We start from the raw sequence: 16,045 nt of genomic DNA, 5'->3' as shown, positions 1-16,045 counted from the left end.
CTGTCACCTACTTTGCATAATAAATCAATTGTTGCGATGACTCATCAATCATCACTTGTTGATTATATGCTAAATAGTCCAATTGTCCAACCGTTTCTGAAATAGTAAGTGGTAATTGTTCTTTATATAATACCGGAAATAGTTTTACACATACTTCAAATGCTGTCATTGGTTTTTCCTTTAATAACTCAAGTACTTTAAAAGCACGTGTTTCTTGCTTTTGTAATCTCGTTTCAATAAGTTGTTTCACATTTAGAACATCTTCCCCATGCCCTGATAAAATGCGTGAAATATTCATTTCGCTTAAACGCTGTAATGTTTGATTATATTGTAGTAATGGGCGTGCCCGTTCTGTTTGCCCTTCATATGGTGGTTCTAGTATTGGATTCGAAGAAATATGACTAATGAGAGCATCTCCACCAATTAATATTCCATCAGATTCTCTATATAAAGAAATATGAGTAGAAGCATGACCTGGTGTTTCAAGCACTGTAAATCCAGGCAAAGAATTAATACGATCTCCTTCTCTCACAGTATGCGTTAACGATCTATTACAAGAATATTTAAGTGTCCTCGTCGTCAATAACGACTCGTCTTTCAAAAATGCTACTGGCACACCAAACTGTAAGGCCGTCTCTCTAAAAAATTCATGATACCGCTTTAAAAACTCTGGATTTTGTGTGATCCAAGGCTCATTCCAAGGATGTCCAATAATATTCGTCTTCTCAGAAAATATATTTAAAAGTCCACAATGATCTGCATGATGATGCGTAATGACTACTGTTTCAATATCTTCTATCGTATGTCCTAATGTACCTAATTGACTTTCTAACGCATTTCTTGCCTCTTCTGTATTCGTCCCTGTATCAATTAATGTTAATGTCTCCCCCTCAACTAAAAACACATTCACAGTTTCCACTGCAAATGGTACAGGAATCTCCATTCGGTGAATCGCCGTCATGCTTAGCCCCCCTGTCTCTTTCCGGTTCAAAAATGAATACTTCTTCAGTTTACAACTTCTATATATATTTGTCATTATTTTCAGATAAAAAGAGGTGTTTCCTATAAAAAAACGAATGTATGTACATTTATAAGAATTTCTAACCAAAATTAAAGGAGGAACATCATGTCTATTCAAAACATTTCCTTTCTCGGTGCAGGCTCTATTGCTGAAGCTATTATTGGTGGCTTGTTACATGCAAATGTTGTTAAATGTGAACAAATTACTGTAAGTAATCGTTCTAACGAGACAAGATTACAAGAGCTACATAAAAAATACGGTGTCAAAGGTACTCATAATAAAAAAGAATTACTTACTGATGCAAATATTCTTTTTCTAGCAATGAAACCAAAGGATGTTGCAGAGGCGCTTATCCCTTTTAAAGAATACATAAATAATAACGTGCTTATTATTTCATTACTAGCAGGTGTTTCTACTCACTCAATTAGAAAACTACTTCAAAAAGACGTTCCAATTATTCGTGCAATGCCAAATACATCCGCAGCCATTTTAAAATCAGCTACCGCTATCTCCCCTTCGAAACATGCAACAGCGGAACATATTCGCACTGCAACATCTTTATTTGAAACGATTGGTCTCGTCTCTGTTGTAGAGGAAGAAGATATGCATGCTGTCACTGCATTATCCGGAAGTGGACCTGCTTATATTTATTACGTAGTGGAAGCTATGGAAGAAGCTGCAAAAAAAATCGGTTTAAAAAAAGATGTTGCAAAATCACTTATTCTTCAAACGATGATTGGTGCTGCTGAAATGCTAAAAGCAAGTGACAAACACCCTTCTATTTTGAGAAAGGAAATTACTTCTCCTGGTGGAACTACCGAAGCAGGTATTGAAGTATTACAAGAACATAAATTTCAACAAGCACTTATTTCTTGTATTACACAGGCAACGGAACGATCACATAATCTTGGAAAAACATTAGAACAACTAACAAAAGAAAAATAAAAAAAGGAGCTCAAGTTTATTTGAGCTCCTTTTTCTATAATTACACTTAGTTATTGTTCTTCCCAAAAATCTCTTCTTGCAGGCGACGACCAGTCGGCGTTGCTGCAAGTCCACCTTCCGCTGTTTCACGAAGTGCTACTGGCATCGTTTGTCCGATTCTAAACATTGCCTCAATTACTTCATCACATGGAATTGTACTCGTTACACCAGCTAATGCTAAATCTGCTGAAATCATCGCATTTGCAGCTCCTGCTGCATTACGTTTTACACAAGGTACTTCTACAAGTCCTGCAACAGGATCACACACTAAACCAAGCATGTTCTTTAATGAAATTGCCATCGCTGTAGCTGCTTGATCTTGTGTTCCACCAGCCATCTCAACTGCGGCTGCAGCCGCCATTCCACTTGCTGAACCAACTTCAGCTTGGCATCCTCCCGCTGCACCAGAAATACAAGCGTTATTCGCAACAACCATACCGAAAGCTCCTGCTGTAAATAAGAATTCAATCATTTCTTCACGTGTAGGCTGCAATTTTTCTCTTAGTGCAAATAGTACACCTGGCACTGTTCCAGCAGAACCTGCTGTTGGTGTTGCACAAATAATTCCCATCGCTGCGTTTACTTCATTTGTTGCAACAGCTTTGCTTACTGCATCCAAAATCGTATCTCCAGATAAGCCTTTTCCGCTCTTCATATACGCTTGAACTTTTACAGCATCTCCACCAGTTAAACCAGTTGGTGATTTCACGCCGCGAATACCACGTTCTACTGCTTGCTCCATCACGACTAAGTTCTTTTCCATACCAGCAATTACTTCTTCACGTGAAATACTTCTTGTTTCCATTTCACATTGAATCATAATTTCTGCGATTTTTACATTTTGTTCTTTAGCTTGCGCCACTAGTTCCGCTGCGTTCCGAAACATGGTGTGTCCCCCCTGCAATTAATCCATAATAGTTACTTGACAAATATTTTGTTGCGCTTTTATTTCTTCAATCACTTCATCTGCTAATAATTCATCTGTTTCAATAACCATAAGCGCTCTTCTTCCTTTTTCTTTACGAGAAACACTCATTGTACTAATGTTAATCTCGTTTGTAGCAAGGATTGAAGCTACTGCTGCAATAGCACCAAAGCGATCGTTATTTACAATAAGTAGTGCTGGACTTGTGCCTGATAATTGAAGATCGAATCCGTTTAATTCTACAACTTCAATTTTACCGCCACCAATTGAGCAAGCAACAACTTCAATTTCTTCTTCACCTTTATACAAACGAATTTTCGCTGTATTTGGGTGAGGTGCATTGGCATCTTCTTCAATGAATTCCACTTCAATTCCGCGCTCTTTTGCTATTTCTAGCGCCTCTGGAATACGTAAGTCATCTGTTTCAAATCCTAATATTCCACCGATTAGTGCTACATCCGTACCATGCCCTCGATACGTCTTTGCAAATGATCCATATAACGAAATGCTTACTCTTTCTGGTTCATGACGAAACAGCTGGCGAGCAACTTGCCCCATTCTTGCCGCGCCTGCTGTATGTGAACTTGATGGTCCAATCATAACTGGACCGATAATATCAAATACTGAGCGATACTTCATCATAACTCCCCCTAAACCTCTATGCAAAAATTTATTCTACTATTCTATTAACCTGCTACATCTGTCGCTTTTCCAGTTGTACCACGAATTTGTTCTGCTGTATGAATTGGATAATTTTTAAATAAAAGTAATCCAATATAACCTGAAATAATACCAGTTATAATAATACATAAGAATCTTAGCATTATTTTCATTAAAAAATGATATAAGATAATCCACAATAAAGTCTGGTAGCAATCCAAAGTTTAACACAGAAGCCATTGCAAGGATAGCATAAACAAGCGATATCTTTCCTATTATAATTCTCATGTTACTCTCTCATGGTTTAGTCAACTTCACTTGTTACGATAATAACTAAAAAGCATGTGACTTATCATAAATTATAATCTGCCCTCATTATAGCTTGTTTTTTATAAAACGCTTACTTTTGTTGAATTTTAAAAGTTCTGAATAAAAGTCCATTCCTGCTATTTGTATCACTTGTATGTCATCTGACTTATATAACAGTTTTTCTAAATAATCATTATTTCGTATTTTTATCGTATATATTCAAACCATTCTAATTTTCTGTATCATCCAAGTATAAGTATAAAATAATAACAGTTTTATTTTTAAATTTTTTTAGACATAAAAAAATGGCAACCCATCGTTACCATTTTTTACAAAATTATTATTTTTCTACTGGGAATGATTTCAAATCTGTCGCTATTTCTGTATTAGAAAACAACTCTCTTGCCTCTTTCAATAATTCCTTATATGTATCTCCTTGATAGCGAGAACTAATGTGAGTTAAGATTAATCGCTTCGCATTTGCCTGAAGTGCAATGCTCGCAGCTTGCTTAGATGTGGAATGAAAATAATCATGCGCTTGTTGCTCATCTTCTGCTGCGAAAGTCGCTTCATGGACAAGTACATCTGCATCTTGCGCAAGCTCCCTACTCGCTTCGCAATATCGCGTATCACCTAAGATAGTAATAATTCTTCCCTTTTGAGGTGGGCCGATAAACTCATTTCCATTTAATATCGTGCCATCCTCTAATTCAACTACTTCTCCATCCTTTAAACGTTTAAAGATTGGACCTGGTTTCACACCCATCTCAAGCAACTTATCAACTAAAAGAGCACCTTGTATATCTTTCTCTACAATACGATATCCAAAACATTCTATACCGTGTGACAATCTTTTCGTTTCTACATAAAATTCATTATCTTCAAATACGGTACCTTCTTCTGTTATCTCCACAACTTCAAGTGGATATTTCACATGTGTCGTACTTACCGATAATGCCACTTCAATAAATTGTTTAATTCCTTTCGGTCCATACACCGTTAAAGGCGTAGTTCCTCCTTGAAATGAACGGCTACCTAATAAACCAGGCAATCCAAAAATATGATCGCCATGTAAATGCGTAATAAATATTTTTTCAATGCGGCGCGGACGTACAGATGTATGTAATATTTGATGTTGCGTGGCCTCGCCACAATCAAATAACCAAGTTTGTCCTCGTTCTTCTAACAATTGTAAAGCAATTGCTGAAACGTTCCTTCCTTTTGAAGGAACACCTGCACCAGTTCCTAAAAATACAAATTCCACTTTCTTTCCTCCAGCTCTAAATATACTCTATCTCTCATCTTACGGAATGTTATTTCAAATGGCAAATTGAATTTACATAACCAATCATCTAGACAACTATATAACACGAACATTATACTTAAAAAATTTAGCAATCGTTCGTGTTTTGTGTTAAAATGATTATACTACATTTTAAGGGAGCGTTTTATTATGAAAGAAGTATTTCGTTTACAAACTGATTTTTCATCTTCATTTGATCGCTGGGTAAGTTCTTTCGTGTCTGATCACCCAGCACAATTAGAATGGACAACTTTAAAGGAATTAATCCATGAATATACAACATCACATACAAATGATACGTTACCAGCATATATTTCTTCAGCTTTAACATATTACGCCCAACGCGTTTCAACTACAAACAGTTCAGAGATTGTTATTTTTGAAAACCCTACAATCTCGTAATCTATAATAAAAAAGCACTGGTTACAGTGCTTTTTTATTTATACTTATTTAGCAAATGATTATATTCCGTCCAAAAGTCTGTATACATACTTTGATCAAACTCATCTAAAATTATCTTTTCACTTGATTTATTGAATAATTCTTTTGCTTGTAGCGCAAAAGAAACAATTTGTTTTCTATATTCATTTTCATTTACTTCTATATGAAGCCCTTCATAGTATATAGCCTTTTGATCAGTAGAAATAACTTTGACAAAATCCTTTAAAACCACATTTTCACCTATATGGTTTATAGTCCAATGAATTAAAATTGGGCATCCTAACATGAGCATAGTGCCACATCCGTGCAAAATAAGCCCCTCTTCATTTTCAATATCACAAATATATTCTTTATCTAAAGTTCGTAACAGAGCTAAAGCTGATTCACTTATTCCCCATTCCTCATCCATACCTGTTTGTGTAATAATCGTTCCATCCACATTTAAATAAATTTCCCCGTGAGAACATAAATCTTCCTGCTCATTAAACAACCACTTTTGATTCTCAATATTTATAATAAAATTTTGTGGTACCATTACAAATTCCCCTTTTATAAAAATATTTATTTTCCACATTATTTATAATTAATATCATGCATTTCATCCCATATATCTATTATAAATCCATTTAATATTTTAAAAACACAGATAAAAAAGATATTGACACTACGATTTTACAGTGCTAACATTCAACATGTAATTGAATATGGTCTCTGTTAGGTGAGGCTCCTGTATAGAGAAACGCTGCTGCCCAAAAATGTCGAGAGACGCCAATGGGTCAACAGGAAAGGTCGGAATGAAGGCCTTTTTTAACGTAGCTGGTTTCAGTACCTATGCTATACAGTGCTAAAACTCAACGAGGGAGAGGTGCATGTATTTTGTCATACACAAAAACTGTTTTTATTTATGTCTACTAGCAGTCTTTGTTGTGGACTCTTTTAACTGCGAATTCAGACCTTTACTCGTTTTGAGTAAAGGTCTTTTTACGTCTATATGCACCTTACTATGAAACAAACATAGCATATTCAGAAACTACTAAATTGTACGGAGGTGAGGAACAGTTGGCAATTGATGATTCGGCCCAGATACCCATACGTTTTACATTCATATTTCATCATGTAGGTAGGAAAGAAACTGTTCCTCACCATTTCAAATAGTTAGGTAACAGATTGTTTCCTCCTTCATGACAGAGGAGGAACTACCGATGTTTAATTTACAAAGACAAGAAACAAAGCATGCTTATGAGCAAGATAGCATGAAAACAAATAACGAATTATTAGTGGAGGTTGCAACACAAGATATAAGCTCTGCGTTAAAACTTTTAGAAACATCTCAAGATGGATTATCTAAACAAGAAGCGTCTCGTAGACTTTCTTTATATGGCCCGAACGAAATAGCTCATAATAAAATGGCACCGTGGTACATTCAGCTTCTGTTAGCATTTAAAAATCCATTTATTTTCGTTTTATTAGCTCTTGGAGCACTCTCCTTTTTCACGGATGATATGCAAGGAACAATTGTCGTATCTGTAATGGTCCTACTTAGTGCAACGATTCGGTTTTCCCAAGAATTTCGTTCTCAAAAAGCTGCCGATAAATTAAAAGCTATGGTTCGAACAACTGCGAGCGTATTTAGAATAAATGGATTTGTACATGAAATAAAAAATGTAACGAATTTAAATCGAAATTACACAACAGAAATTCCAATTGAGGAACTTGTACCTGGCGATATTATTTCCCTTTCAGCAGGTGATATCGTTCCAGCCGATGTGCGTATTGTATCCGCTAAAGATTTATTTGTTAATCAATCTTCTTTAACAGGGGAAGCACTTCCTGTAGAAAAATACGAAAACTGCTACCATACAGAAAATAAGCATATCTTACCGAAAAACATGAAAAAAAATTACAATCCACTCGATATGGAAAACCTTTGTTTCATGGGAACAAATATTGTAAGTGGTAGCGCAAAAGCTGTTGTCATCTCAACAAGTACTGATACGTATTTCGGCTCTTTAGCAAATAAGGTAATCGGAAAGCGGGTAGAAACAAGCTTTGATAAAGGTGTAAACAAAGTAAGCTGGCTCTTAATTACATTCATGCTTATTATGGCGCCTATTGTCCTTCTCATTAACGGATTCACAAAAGGAGATTGGCAAGAAGCTTTCTTCTTCGCTATTGCCGTGGCTGTTGGCCTTACACCTGAAATGTTGCCAATGATTGTAACTGCTAATTTAGCTAAAGGTGCCGTTAACATGTCTAAACAAAAAGTAATTGTGAAGCAACTAAATTCTATTCAAAACTTAGGTGCTATGAATATTCTTTGTACAGATAAAACCGGAACTTTAACAGAAGATAACGTTATCCTTGTTCGTCACTTAGATCCTAATGGAAATAAATGCAATCGCGTCTTGCAATTTGCCTATTTAAATAGTTTCTATCAAACTGGATTGAAAAACTTAATAGATAAAGCTGTTATTAAGCATACAGAGGAAAACAATACATTTGACCCATCAGCTTTTCAAAAGCTAGATGAAATTCCATTCGATTTCGCCCGCCGGCGTATGTCAGTCATCGTAAAAGATATTTCAGGTGAACATACAATGGTTTGTAAAGGTGCCGTAGAAGAAATTTTATCAATTTGCAACTACACTGAAGTGGATAAAAAAATCGTTACACTCACTGAGGAAATACGCTCAAATGTCAAAAAACTAAGCGAGACATTGAATAGTGAAGGTATGCGGGTTATTGCTGTGGCTTATAAAAAAGATAGAAACATAAATGATAAAGAGTACGCAGTAAAAGACGAAACTGATATGATTCTCGCTGGATATATCGGCTTTTTAGATCCACCGAAACCATCTGCAGCAGCTGCAATTCAAGCATTACAAAAGCATGGTGTACAAGTAAAAATTTTAACTGGCGATAACGAAATTGTTACACGAAAAGTTTGTAAAGAAGTTGGATTAGATATCGGCGAACCAATCCTCGGTTACGAGATTGATTCTTTACCAGATAAAGCATTAGCAAAACTTGCTGAAGAAACGACTGTATTTGCGAAGCTTAATCCAATGCAAAAATCTCGCATTATACACGCATTACAAGGAAACGGACACACTGTAGGTTACATGGGAGATGGCATTAACGATGCTGTAGCATTACGTGAAGCTGATGTCGGAATATCTGTTGATACTGCTACTGATATTGCGAAAGAAGCTTCTGATATTATTCTACTCGAAAAAAGTTTAACTATATTAGAAGCCGGGATTGTAGAAGGACGTACTACATTCGGAAATATTTTAAAATATATTAAGATGACAGCTAGCTCTAACTTCGGTAATGTGTTTAGCGTGTTAGTAGCAAGTGCTTTCATTCCTTTTTTACCGATGCTTGCCATTCATCTTTTAATTCAAAACTTACTTTATGATATTTCACAACTTTCTATTCCATGGGACAAAATGGATAAAGAGTTTCTAGAAAAACCCCGAAAATGGGATACTGCAAACTTACGAAACTTCATTATTTGTATCGGCCCAATTAGTTCCATATTTGATATTATCACATACGTAGTCATGTGGAATGTATTTGGCGCAAATACACCGAGCGAGCAATCATTATTCCAGTCCGGTTGGTTTGTGGTTGGATTGTTAACACAAACTTTAATTGTTCACATGATACGAACACAGAAGATTCCATTTATTCAAAGCGCTGCATCAACACCCGTCGTTTTATTAACCGCTCTTATTATGGCAATCGGGATTTATATTCCATTCTCACCACTTGGTGTAGCCGTTGGTTTACAAGCATTGCCACTTAGCTACTTCCCTTGGTTAGTAGGAATACTATTAGGCTACGCTTTTTTAACACAATTCCTGAAAAAGCTTTATATTAAAAAGTTTCATAGCTGGTTGTAAAAATAAGAATGAGTGGGTATTCCCCGCTCATTCTAAAAGACATAACACATATTTATATATGGAGGTAACCATGATGGTATGGTACGACATTATATTCAGATTAGTTATAGCAATTATTGTAGGAGCTTGCATCGGAATGGAAAGACAATGGAGACATCGAATGGCTGGGTTACGGACAAATGCTCTCGTATCACTTGGTGCCTGTATATTTGTTTTATTATCCGTCATGCTTGATCATGATGCTAGCCCCTCACGCATTGCTGCTCAAGTCGTTAGTGGCATTGGTTTTTTAGGGGGTGGCGTTATTATCCGCGATGGTTTTAGTATTAGAGGGCTAAATACGGCAGCTACTTTATGGTGTGCAGCTGCTGTCGGTACTCTTACGGGCGCTGGTTTCCTCGTTGCAGCTATATTAGGTGCAGCCGGCGTGTTACTAGCAAATATACTTCTTCGCCCAATTGCTCTTTTTATGAATAAAAAATCAAAAGAAGAATCACCTGAACAAACGAACTACTTACTTTCCCTTACTTGTTCAGAAGAAACTGAAGCACATATTCGTTTTTTACTTATGCATATGGTAAGTACAGAAGGGCTCAGTTTAAAAGAGTTGTATAGTGAAGATGTAGATTCTAATCAAAAAGTTTGTATACAGGCTACATTACATTGCAAGACAAATGCAGCTATCTTAATTGAAAAAATAGTAAGTAGAATGCTATTAGAATCTGGCGTTACTGGAGCTGGATGGAAGACTTCTTTAGATTTAGAAGCGAGTTAAATAGGAAAGGTGTCATGATTTTTACTACTTCATGACACCTTCTACATAAATTTATTTTCTAACTTTTGTTGAAACGACTTCTCTTGCTTACGTAGTAGTTGACTACCTCGTTGTAAAAGTGGTGTTCCATACTTATCATTAATTTGATCAATGACAGCAAGTAGCGGTTCTTTTTTTGCATCCTCTTCAAATGAAAACAAATCTAATTGTTTCACCGATTCTGTCTTCCACTCTATTTCAGTAGCTGTAACACCTAGTAAACGAACGGAATCACCATCCCAATGTTGCTTCCATAAACGGGATGCTGCTTGAAAAATATCGCGTTCTTCCCAAATCGCATTTTTCAATTGCTTACTCCGTGTTACTGTTCGCCTATCATGGTATTTAATCATAATTTGAATATTATAGCTGACAAGGGTTCGCTTTTGTAACCTTTTACTCACTGACTTTGATAAACGTTCTAACATATCAAGTAATTCTTTCTCTTCATCCATATCCTTTGAAAAAGTCATCGAGTTACCGACACTTTTATGCTGTCCCATTTGACTCGGATCCACTTCCCTATCATCCATACCTTTTGCACGCCTTTGCAAATCAACACCGTGCTTGCCAATTTTAGCGCGAATGATATGCTCGTCTCCCTTTGCCAACTGTTCAATTGTCTGTATATGAATATCATTTAATTTTTCAGCTGTTTTCTCACCAATTCCATGCATTGCTCCAACTGGACGTGGCCAAATCAGTTCTGGAATATCGCGTTTTCGAAGCACGGTAATACCAAGTGGTTTTTTCATATCTGAAGCGGTCTTTGCTAGGAAAAGATTTGGAGCGATTCCAATACTACACGGAAGCTGCAACTCTGTTAATAGTGCTTGTTGAATCATCTTTGCTATTTCAAGAGGAGAACCAAGTGCGTAGCAATCTGTAATATCTAAATATCCTTCATCTATTGAGACTGGTTGTATCTTTTCTGTAAAACGGGAAAGGACTTGAAACATTTGAAATGAAGCTTCGCGATATAATGCGAAATTAGGACGCCTTACAACTAATTGCGGGCATAACCTTTTCGCTTCCCAAAGGGGCATCGTCGTACGTATTCCGTATTCTCTCGCCTCATAACTACATGTTATAATAATTCCTTTTCTCTCTTTTTCATTTCCAGCAACCGCTAATGGCTTTCCTTGTAATGATGGATCATGAGCAATTTCAACAGATGCGAAAAAGCAATTCATATCTACATGTAAAATTACACGACCATTTTTCGGATACATTTCTCGCATAGTACTCACCCCCTAATCAGAACGTTCGTTCTTTTATTATATCAAATTTTGCACAATAGTTATAATAATTACTTGTTCTTTTTTATAATCCATATAAAGAGGATACACATGTGAAAGAGGCTGATTATGGTGAAATTAACTATATGTTCCTTGTAGTTATATTAATCATCATAATTAATTATTTACTCCTTCCAATTTTCAACATGAATACGTTTGGATTTTTCTCTCGTCTAATATTATATACTGCTATGATTTTTCTTGTATTGGCTTATACGCCTTGTAAAAACAATCGAATCAAAATAAAAAGCGTGTAAATCACAATTGATTTACACGCTTTTTCTATTCTATTACTTCGCTACTTCTTCAATAATTGCAACAACTAATTCTGCTGTTTTTGCTAACTCTTCAACAGGAATCTTCTCGTTTGTTGTATGAATTTCTTCATAACCAACTGCCAAGTTAACTGTTGGGATACCGTGTCCTGCAATTACGTTTGCATCACTTCCGCCACCACTTTGGTGAAGAGAAGGTGTACGACCAATTTTTTCAGCTGCACGTTTTGCAACTTCTACAACGTGATCGCCATCAGCAAATTTAAATCCTGGGTACATAACGTTTACTTCAACGTCTGCATGACCACCCATTTCTTTTGCAGTTGTTTCAAATGCTTCTTTCATTTTCGCAACTTGTGCTTCCATTTTCTCATTGATTAAAGAACGAGCTTCTGCAAAGATTTGTACATGATCGCAAACGATATTCGTTTGTGTACCACCTTCAAAACGTCCAATGTTTGCAGTCGTTTCAGAGTCAATGCGACCAAGTGGCATCTTCGCAATTGCTTTCGCTGCGATAGTAATTGCAGATACACCTTTCTCCGGTGCTACACCAGCGTGAGCTGTTTTCCCGCGAATAATTGCGTTCACTTTCGCTTGTGTTGGAGCTGCAACAACGATTTCACCAACTTTTCCATCGCTATCTAATGCGTAGCCATACTTCGCTGTAATACGCTCACGATCTAAAGCTTTTGCACCAACAAGACCTGATTCTTCTCCGACTGTAATAATAAATTCAATTTTACCGTGAGAGATATTTTTCTCTTTTAAAACACGGATTGCTTCGAACATTGATGCTAATCCAGCTTTATCATCCGCGCCCAAAATTGTTGTACCATCTGATACGATATATCCATCTTTAATAGAAGGCTTAATTCCATTACCAGGAACTACTGTATCCATATGAGAAGTAAAGTAAATTGTATCAACACCATCTTTTGTTGCTGGTAAAGTACAAATTAAGTTACCTGCACCATGACCAGTTACAGCCATTGTGTCATCTTCAAATACTTCTACACCTAAATCTGTAAATTTCTTCGTTAATACTTTGCAGATTTCTGCTTCAAATTTCGTTTCAGAATCTACTTGTACTAATTCCATAAATTCATTTACTAAACGTTCTTGATTAATCATAAGACTGCGCCTCCTGCACTACCATTATGTATGTAACACTATTAATTATAACAGAATTTCGCAAAAGTTTCGAAATACAAGACAAAAAACAGATGGTTTACATGTCTAGATAACCATCTGCTTTCTATTACTCATTTAACAATACCCAGCGCATATGATCCTCCCACACGCCATTTACCATTAACATCTTCCTAGACACGCCTTCATATTGAAAACCTATCTTCGTCACTACTTGTATAGATGCTAAATTACGAGGCATAATCGGAGCTTCTATACGATGTAACTGAAATCCCTCAAAAGCAACTTGAATTGCTTTTCTAAGCGCTTCTGTCGTATACCCTTTGTTTAACTCTGCTTTATCTAATTTATAACCGAGTACACAAGATTGATAAATGCCACGAACGATTAAATTAAATGAAATACACCCAATTATTTTCGTATCATCACCCTTTTTAAAAATCCATAGTCTGATGATTTTCCCTTCTTCGAACTCTTTTCTATCCTTTTGCAACTTTTTCTTTTGATAATCTAGCGTAAAAAAATCATCCGGTCTATACTCTTCCCAAGCTTTTAAAAACTCACGATTTCTGTCGTAATATTGAAGAACTGTTTCAGCATACGACTCATCAATTTCCTTTAAATATAAACGATCTGTTTCGTATATTTTCATCATCGTATCTCCATTCTTCAGCTTGCCCAACTAAAAATTAACAATATACCCTTTTACTATATTCTCTACACACACTCAAATTTCCTGTTATATTTTGCAACCCCTTCCCGAATTTTGTCCTTACTCTCCCCTTGTCCATAATTTCATTTCTCGTTACAATGAAATTGTACTGATTTGCAAGGAGGTATAACGATGCATAAAAAAGCTCAAAAAATTATGGTTTATGTGATGCTAATTTCTATGCTTGTAACAACATTACTTGCTGGCGCGAGTATGTTTTGGTAAAAAGGGCGATGTGTTCGTCCTTTTTTTACTTTTTACACATGACAAAATAAACCATCTCGACATCGAGATGGTTTATTTTATATAAAACACAATCGCTACAATACTAAAGGAAAATGACATTACAAGTGCTATTACAAAACTTGTATATTGTTTCTGCTGAAATGCCCCAATAACAAAAGTGAGATTAAGTAATGCCATACATACAATCGCTACAAGATAAGAACATATATTAAAAGTTGCCAATATGAATGTAATAACAAATAGAAATCCCATAAAAAACTGCATATACGAAAGTTTTGGATTCAAGTACATATGAGCAACCCCTTTATCTAATTTTATCTTTCTATACTTTCATTAACGCATGGTTATGTACACATGTCAAGACAACTTATTACAATAGAAAAAGCCAACCTTTTCGTTGGCTTCTTCATATGCAACGGCTCCTTTTTCTTTTGCCAATTGCTGAAATGATTTTTTCGATTTCACAATCCATACTTTCGTTCCAATTGGAATACGATCAAACAAATATTCCACATCGTTTTTCTTCATTCTTATACATCCTTGTGAAATATACTTTCCAATTGAACTCGGTTGGTTTGTTCCATGTATTCCATATTTACTTCCATCAGTTCCTCTTGCATTAAATCCAATCCACCTTGATCCAAGTGGATTTTTTGGCGATCCACCTGGAATATCCTTCGCAATGTAATACGGATCCTTCGCTTTCATTACAACATCAAAAGTTCCTTCTGGAGTTAATTCATTCGTTTTCCCTGTCGCTACTGGAAAAACCTTTTGAATCTTTCCATCGTCAATGTAAGCTAATTTATTCGTTGCTTTATTTACAATAATAAAAGGATCTCCGGCACGTGGATTATCCCCAAGAGGCCAAATCGGTGATAAAGAAAGACATAATATGATAGAGAGAAGATACGGCATAGATAATTCCTACCTTCTATATAAGTTCTTTTATATTATCCTTTCCCTTAAAGCGACTTTTAATGAGTAAATATTGTTCCATTTCATACACAAGTTGAACAAGTTTCGCACGTATCTCAAATTCTTCGCGTGTAGCTGGCAATGGCATGTCTCTAAATAATTCCCTCATTTCTTGAAGCTGCCTTAAGGAAATAACGCCTGTACTCTCAGGGCTAATAGCATTACCAATGTTTTCAACAACATCTGCAATCATGTCAGCTTGTTCATACGTCCACGATAAAGAAGCTGCTAATGGTATCATTCGCTCTAAAATTTCGAATTGTTGCATACGCATATTAAAATAACGATAGTAATAATCATCTTCTCGCATAAATGCATTCTCAAGTTTTTTAAACGATAAATCTCTTGCTTCATTTAACATATTCTCGGTTTCAATGAGTTCTGCTCCACTCCAACTACTTTCTCGATTTCGTAAATACACAACCATTTCAAACAAAATCGTTTTAAAATTACTCTCTATTTTATCCTGATACTCTTTTAGCTTATTTTCACTACTCGGCATATACATATTTACTAATAACGCCACGCTAATTCCTATTGTTAATATAGCAATTTCATTTCCAACTATAAGCCATGTAATTTGCTTCAATGAATATAGATGCATAACAATAACTGAACTCGTGACAATACCTTCTTGAATTTTAAGCATTACTGCAGTCGGAATAAATGTAAGTAACAATATACTAATTGCAAGTGGTGTATAGCCGATCGTTTCAAAAATACAAAACGCGAATACCATTGATAATACACACGCTAGAAAACGATGTAACGACACTTGAAGCGATTTGCGCTTCGTATTTTGTACACATAAAATAACTAAAATACCTGCTGAACTATAAAATTCTAATCCTAATAACTGAGCAATAAAAACTGCCGCGCCTGTCCCTATTGCTGTTTTTACTGTACGGTATCCAATTTTGAACATATCATTGCTCCTATATGTATAAACGTATTTACAGCTAGTATAAAAAAAGGATGACACAATGTCATCCTTTTCTACTTATTATTCACATAACCTT

At 35.7% G+C, this 16,045-nt stretch carries 17 protein-coding genes, 1 pseudogene and 1 riboswitch; of the genes and pseudogenes, 6 read left to right on the top strand and 12 right to left on the bottom strand.

Features of this window, described 5'->3' with window-relative positions:
• Positions 1-7: 7 nt before the first annotated feature.
• Positions 8-961, bottom strand: a complete 954-nt coding sequence (locus MRP26_RS06160) for an MBL fold metallo-hydrolase (protein ID WP_000125135.1) — start codon at positions 959-961, stop codon at positions 8-10.
• Positions 962-1,126: 165 nt separating this feature from the next.
• Here MRP26_RS06160 and proI point away from each other — a divergent pair, with 165 nt between their 5' ends.
• Entirely contained in the window at positions 1,127-1,966 is an 840-nt protein-coding gene (gene proI, locus MRP26_RS06155) for a pyrroline-5-carboxylate reductase ProI (RefSeq protein ID WP_242806040.1), read from the top strand.
• 46 nt (positions 1,967-2,012) lie between these two features.
• Here proI and sdaAA read toward each other — a convergent pair whose 3' ends face one another.
• The 4 genes from sdaAA to rnz form a co-directional block, all read right to left on the bottom strand.
• Positions 2,013-2,891 (bottom strand): L-serine ammonia-lyase, iron-sulfur-dependent, subunit alpha, encoded by an 879-nt coding sequence (gene sdaAA / locus MRP26_RS06150; RefSeq protein ID WP_000489461.1) that lies wholly within the window; start codon positions 2,889-2,891, stop codon positions 2,013-2,015.
• Positions 2,892-2,909: 18 nt separating this feature from the next.
• Entirely contained in the window at positions 2,910-3,569 is a 660-nt protein-coding gene (gene sdaAB / locus MRP26_RS06145; RefSeq protein WP_000877449.1) for an L-serine ammonia-lyase, iron-sulfur-dependent subunit beta, read from the bottom strand.
• Between the two features lie 47 nt (positions 3,570-3,616).
• Positions 3,617-3,754: a hypothetical protein gene (locus MRP26_RS06140; protein ID WP_000943432.1), complete on the bottom strand. Its 138-nt coding sequence runs from the start codon at positions 3,752-3,754 to the stop codon at positions 3,617-3,619.
• A gap of 485 nt (positions 3,755-4,239) precedes the next feature.
• Positions 4,240-5,163, bottom strand: coding sequence for a ribonuclease Z (gene rnz / locus MRP26_RS06135; protein ID WP_000397454.1), 924 nt, complete (start codon positions 5,161-5,163; stop codon positions 4,240-4,242).
• Positions 5,164-5,352: 189 nt separating this feature from the next.
• Between rnz and MRP26_RS06130 the strand changes: the two genes are divergently transcribed.
• Positions 5,353-5,604 (top strand): DUF3932 family protein, encoded by a 252-nt coding sequence (locus tag MRP26_RS06130; RefSeq protein WP_000665709.1) that lies wholly within the window; start codon positions 5,353-5,355, stop codon positions 5,602-5,604.
• A gap of 34 nt (positions 5,605-5,638) precedes the next feature.
• Here MRP26_RS06130 and MRP26_RS06125 read toward each other — a convergent pair whose 3' ends face one another.
• Positions 5,639-6,178 (bottom strand): hypothetical protein, encoded by a 540-nt coding sequence (locus MRP26_RS06125; RefSeq protein ID WP_048563888.1) that lies wholly within the window; start codon positions 6,176-6,178, stop codon positions 5,639-5,641.
• Positions 6,179-6,346: 168 nt separating this feature from the next.
• A riboswitch (M-box (ykoK) riboswitch) is annotated at positions 6,347-6,514 on the top strand.
• A 331-nt stretch (positions 6,515-6,845) separates the two neighbouring features.
• Between MRP26_RS06125 and mgtA the strand changes: the two genes are divergently transcribed.
• Both mgtA and MRP26_RS06115 read left to right on the top strand, forming a co-directional pair.
• Positions 6,846-9,551, top strand: a complete 2,706-nt coding sequence (gene mgtA / locus MRP26_RS06120) for a magnesium-translocating P-type ATPase (RefSeq protein WP_242806039.1) — start codon at positions 6,846-6,848, stop codon at positions 9,549-9,551.
• A gap of 73 nt (positions 9,552-9,624) precedes the next feature.
• Positions 9,625-10,326: an MgtC/SapB family protein gene (locus MRP26_RS06115; protein WP_140155615.1), complete on the top strand. Its 702-nt coding sequence runs from the start codon at positions 9,625-9,627 to the stop codon at positions 10,324-10,326.
• A gap of 41 nt (positions 10,327-10,367) precedes the next feature.
• On the opposite strand, the gene MRP26_RS06110 is transcribed toward MRP26_RS06115, so the two are convergent.
• Positions 10,368-11,606, bottom strand: a complete 1,239-nt coding sequence (locus MRP26_RS06110) for a DNA polymerase IV (RefSeq protein WP_069356180.1) — start codon at positions 11,604-11,606, stop codon at positions 10,368-10,370.
• Between the two features lie 110 nt (positions 11,607-11,716).
• Here MRP26_RS06110 and MRP26_RS31015 point away from each other — a divergent pair.
• Positions 11,717-11,909, top strand: a pseudogene (locus tag MRP26_RS31015) (hypothetical protein).
• Between the two features lie 44 nt (positions 11,910-11,953).
• Here MRP26_RS31015 and MRP26_RS06105 read toward each other — a convergent pair.
• Together MRP26_RS06105 and MRP26_RS06100 are read right to left on the bottom strand one after the other, a co-directional pair.
• Entirely contained in the window at positions 11,954-13,072 is a 1,119-nt protein-coding gene (locus MRP26_RS06105; RefSeq protein ID WP_000609816.1) for a tripeptidase T, read from the bottom strand.
• Between the two features lie 127 nt (positions 13,073-13,199).
• A complete protein-coding gene (locus MRP26_RS06100; RefSeq protein ID WP_025118231.1) occupies positions 13,200-13,745 on the bottom strand; it encodes a GNAT family N-acetyltransferase in 546 nt (181 codons plus the stop codon).
• Positions 13,746-13,934: 189 nt separating this feature from the next.
• On the opposite strand from MRP26_RS06100, the gene prli42 reads away from it, so the two are divergent.
• Positions 13,935-14,027 (top strand): stressosome-associated protein Prli42, encoded by a 93-nt coding sequence (prli42, locus tag MRP26_RS06095; protein WP_000549037.1) that lies wholly within the window; start codon positions 13,935-13,937, stop codon positions 14,025-14,027.
• Positions 14,028-14,099: 72 nt separating this feature from the next.
• On the opposite strand, the gene MRP26_RS06090 is transcribed toward prli42, so the two are convergent.
• From MRP26_RS06090 to MRP26_RS06080, 3 genes are all read right to left on the bottom strand, one after another.
• Positions 14,100-14,339, bottom strand: a complete 240-nt coding sequence (locus MRP26_RS06090; protein ID WP_000281167.1) for a DUF3894 domain-containing protein — start codon at positions 14,337-14,339, stop codon at positions 14,100-14,102.
• Positions 14,340-14,405: 66 nt separating this feature from the next.
• Positions 14,406-14,966 carry a L,D-transpeptidase gene (locus MRP26_RS06085; RefSeq protein WP_001146564.1) on the bottom strand — a complete coding sequence of 187 codons (561 nt, stop codon included), beginning with the start codon at positions 14,964-14,966 and terminating at the stop codon, positions 14,406-14,408.
• A 16-nt stretch (positions 14,967-14,982) separates the two neighbouring features.
• Positions 14,983-15,951: an aromatic acid exporter family protein gene (locus tag MRP26_RS06080; RefSeq protein ID WP_000472671.1), complete on the bottom strand. Its 969-nt coding sequence runs from the start codon at positions 15,949-15,951 to the stop codon at positions 14,983-14,985.
• Positions 15,952-16,045: the final 94 nt, after the last annotated feature.

The organism is Bacillus sp. CCB-MMP212 (assembly GCF_022748145.1).
GTDB lineage: Bacteria > Bacillota > Bacilli > Bacillales > Bacillaceae_G > Bacillus_A > Bacillus_A cereus.
This window is presented reverse-complemented; position numbering and strand designations above follow the sequence as displayed.

Coding starts and splice junctions, on each gene's coding strand:
- MRP26_RS06140 (WP_000943432.1), bottom strand. CDS start 3,754: ATGCTAAGATTCTTATGTATTATTATAACTGGTATTATTTCAGGTTAT.
- sdaAB (WP_000877449.1), bottom strand. CDS start 3,569: ATGAAGTATCGCTCAGTATTTGATATTATCGGTCCAGTTATGATTGGA.
- proI (WP_242806040.1), top strand. CDS start 1,127: ATGTCTATTCAAAACATTTCCTTTCTCGGTGCAGGCTCTATTGCTGAA.
- sdaAA (WP_000489461.1), bottom strand. CDS start 2,891: ATGTTTCGGAACGCAGCGGAACTAGTGGCGCAAGCTAAAGAACAAAAT.
- MRP26_RS06090 (WP_000281167.1), bottom strand. CDS start 14,339: ATGTACTTGAATCCAAAACTTTCGTATATGCAGTTTTTTATGGGATTT.
- MRP26_RS06100 (WP_025118231.1), bottom strand. CDS start 13,745: ATGATGAAAATATACGAAACAGATCGTTTATATTTAAAGGAAATTGAT.
- MRP26_RS06125 (WP_048563888.1), bottom strand. CDS start 6,178: ATGGTACCACAAAATTTTATTATAAATATTGAGAATCAAAAGTGGTTG.
- mgtA (WP_242806039.1), top strand. CDS start 6,846: ATGTTTAATTTACAAAGACAAGAAACAAAGCATGCTTATGAGCAAGAT.
- MRP26_RS06115 (WP_140155615.1), top strand. CDS start 9,625: ATGGTATGGTACGACATTATATTCAGATTAGTTATAGCAATTATTGTA.
- MRP26_RS06085 (WP_001146564.1), bottom strand. CDS start 14,966: ATGCCGTATCTTCTCTCTATCATATTATGTCTTTCTTTATCACCGATT.
- MRP26_RS06080 (WP_000472671.1), bottom strand. CDS start 15,951: ATGTTCAAAATTGGATACCGTACAGTAAAAACAGCAATAGGGACAGGC.
- prli42 (WP_000549037.1), top strand. CDS start 13,935: ATGCATAAAAAAGCTCAAAAAATTATGGTTTATGTGATGCTAATTTCT.
- MRP26_RS06105 (WP_000609816.1), bottom strand. CDS start 13,072: ATGATTAATCAAGAACGTTTAGTAAATGAATTTATGGAATTAGTACAA.
- MRP26_RS06160 (WP_000125135.1), bottom strand. CDS start 961: ATGACGGCGATTCACCGAATGGAGATTCCTGTACCATTTGCAGTGGAA.
- MRP26_RS06110 (WP_069356180.1), bottom strand. CDS start 11,606: ATGCGAGAAATGTATCCGAAAAATGGTCGTGTAATTTTACATGTAGAT.
- MRP26_RS06130 (WP_000665709.1), top strand. CDS start 5,353: ATGAAAGAAGTATTTCGTTTACAAACTGATTTTTCATCTTCATTTGAT.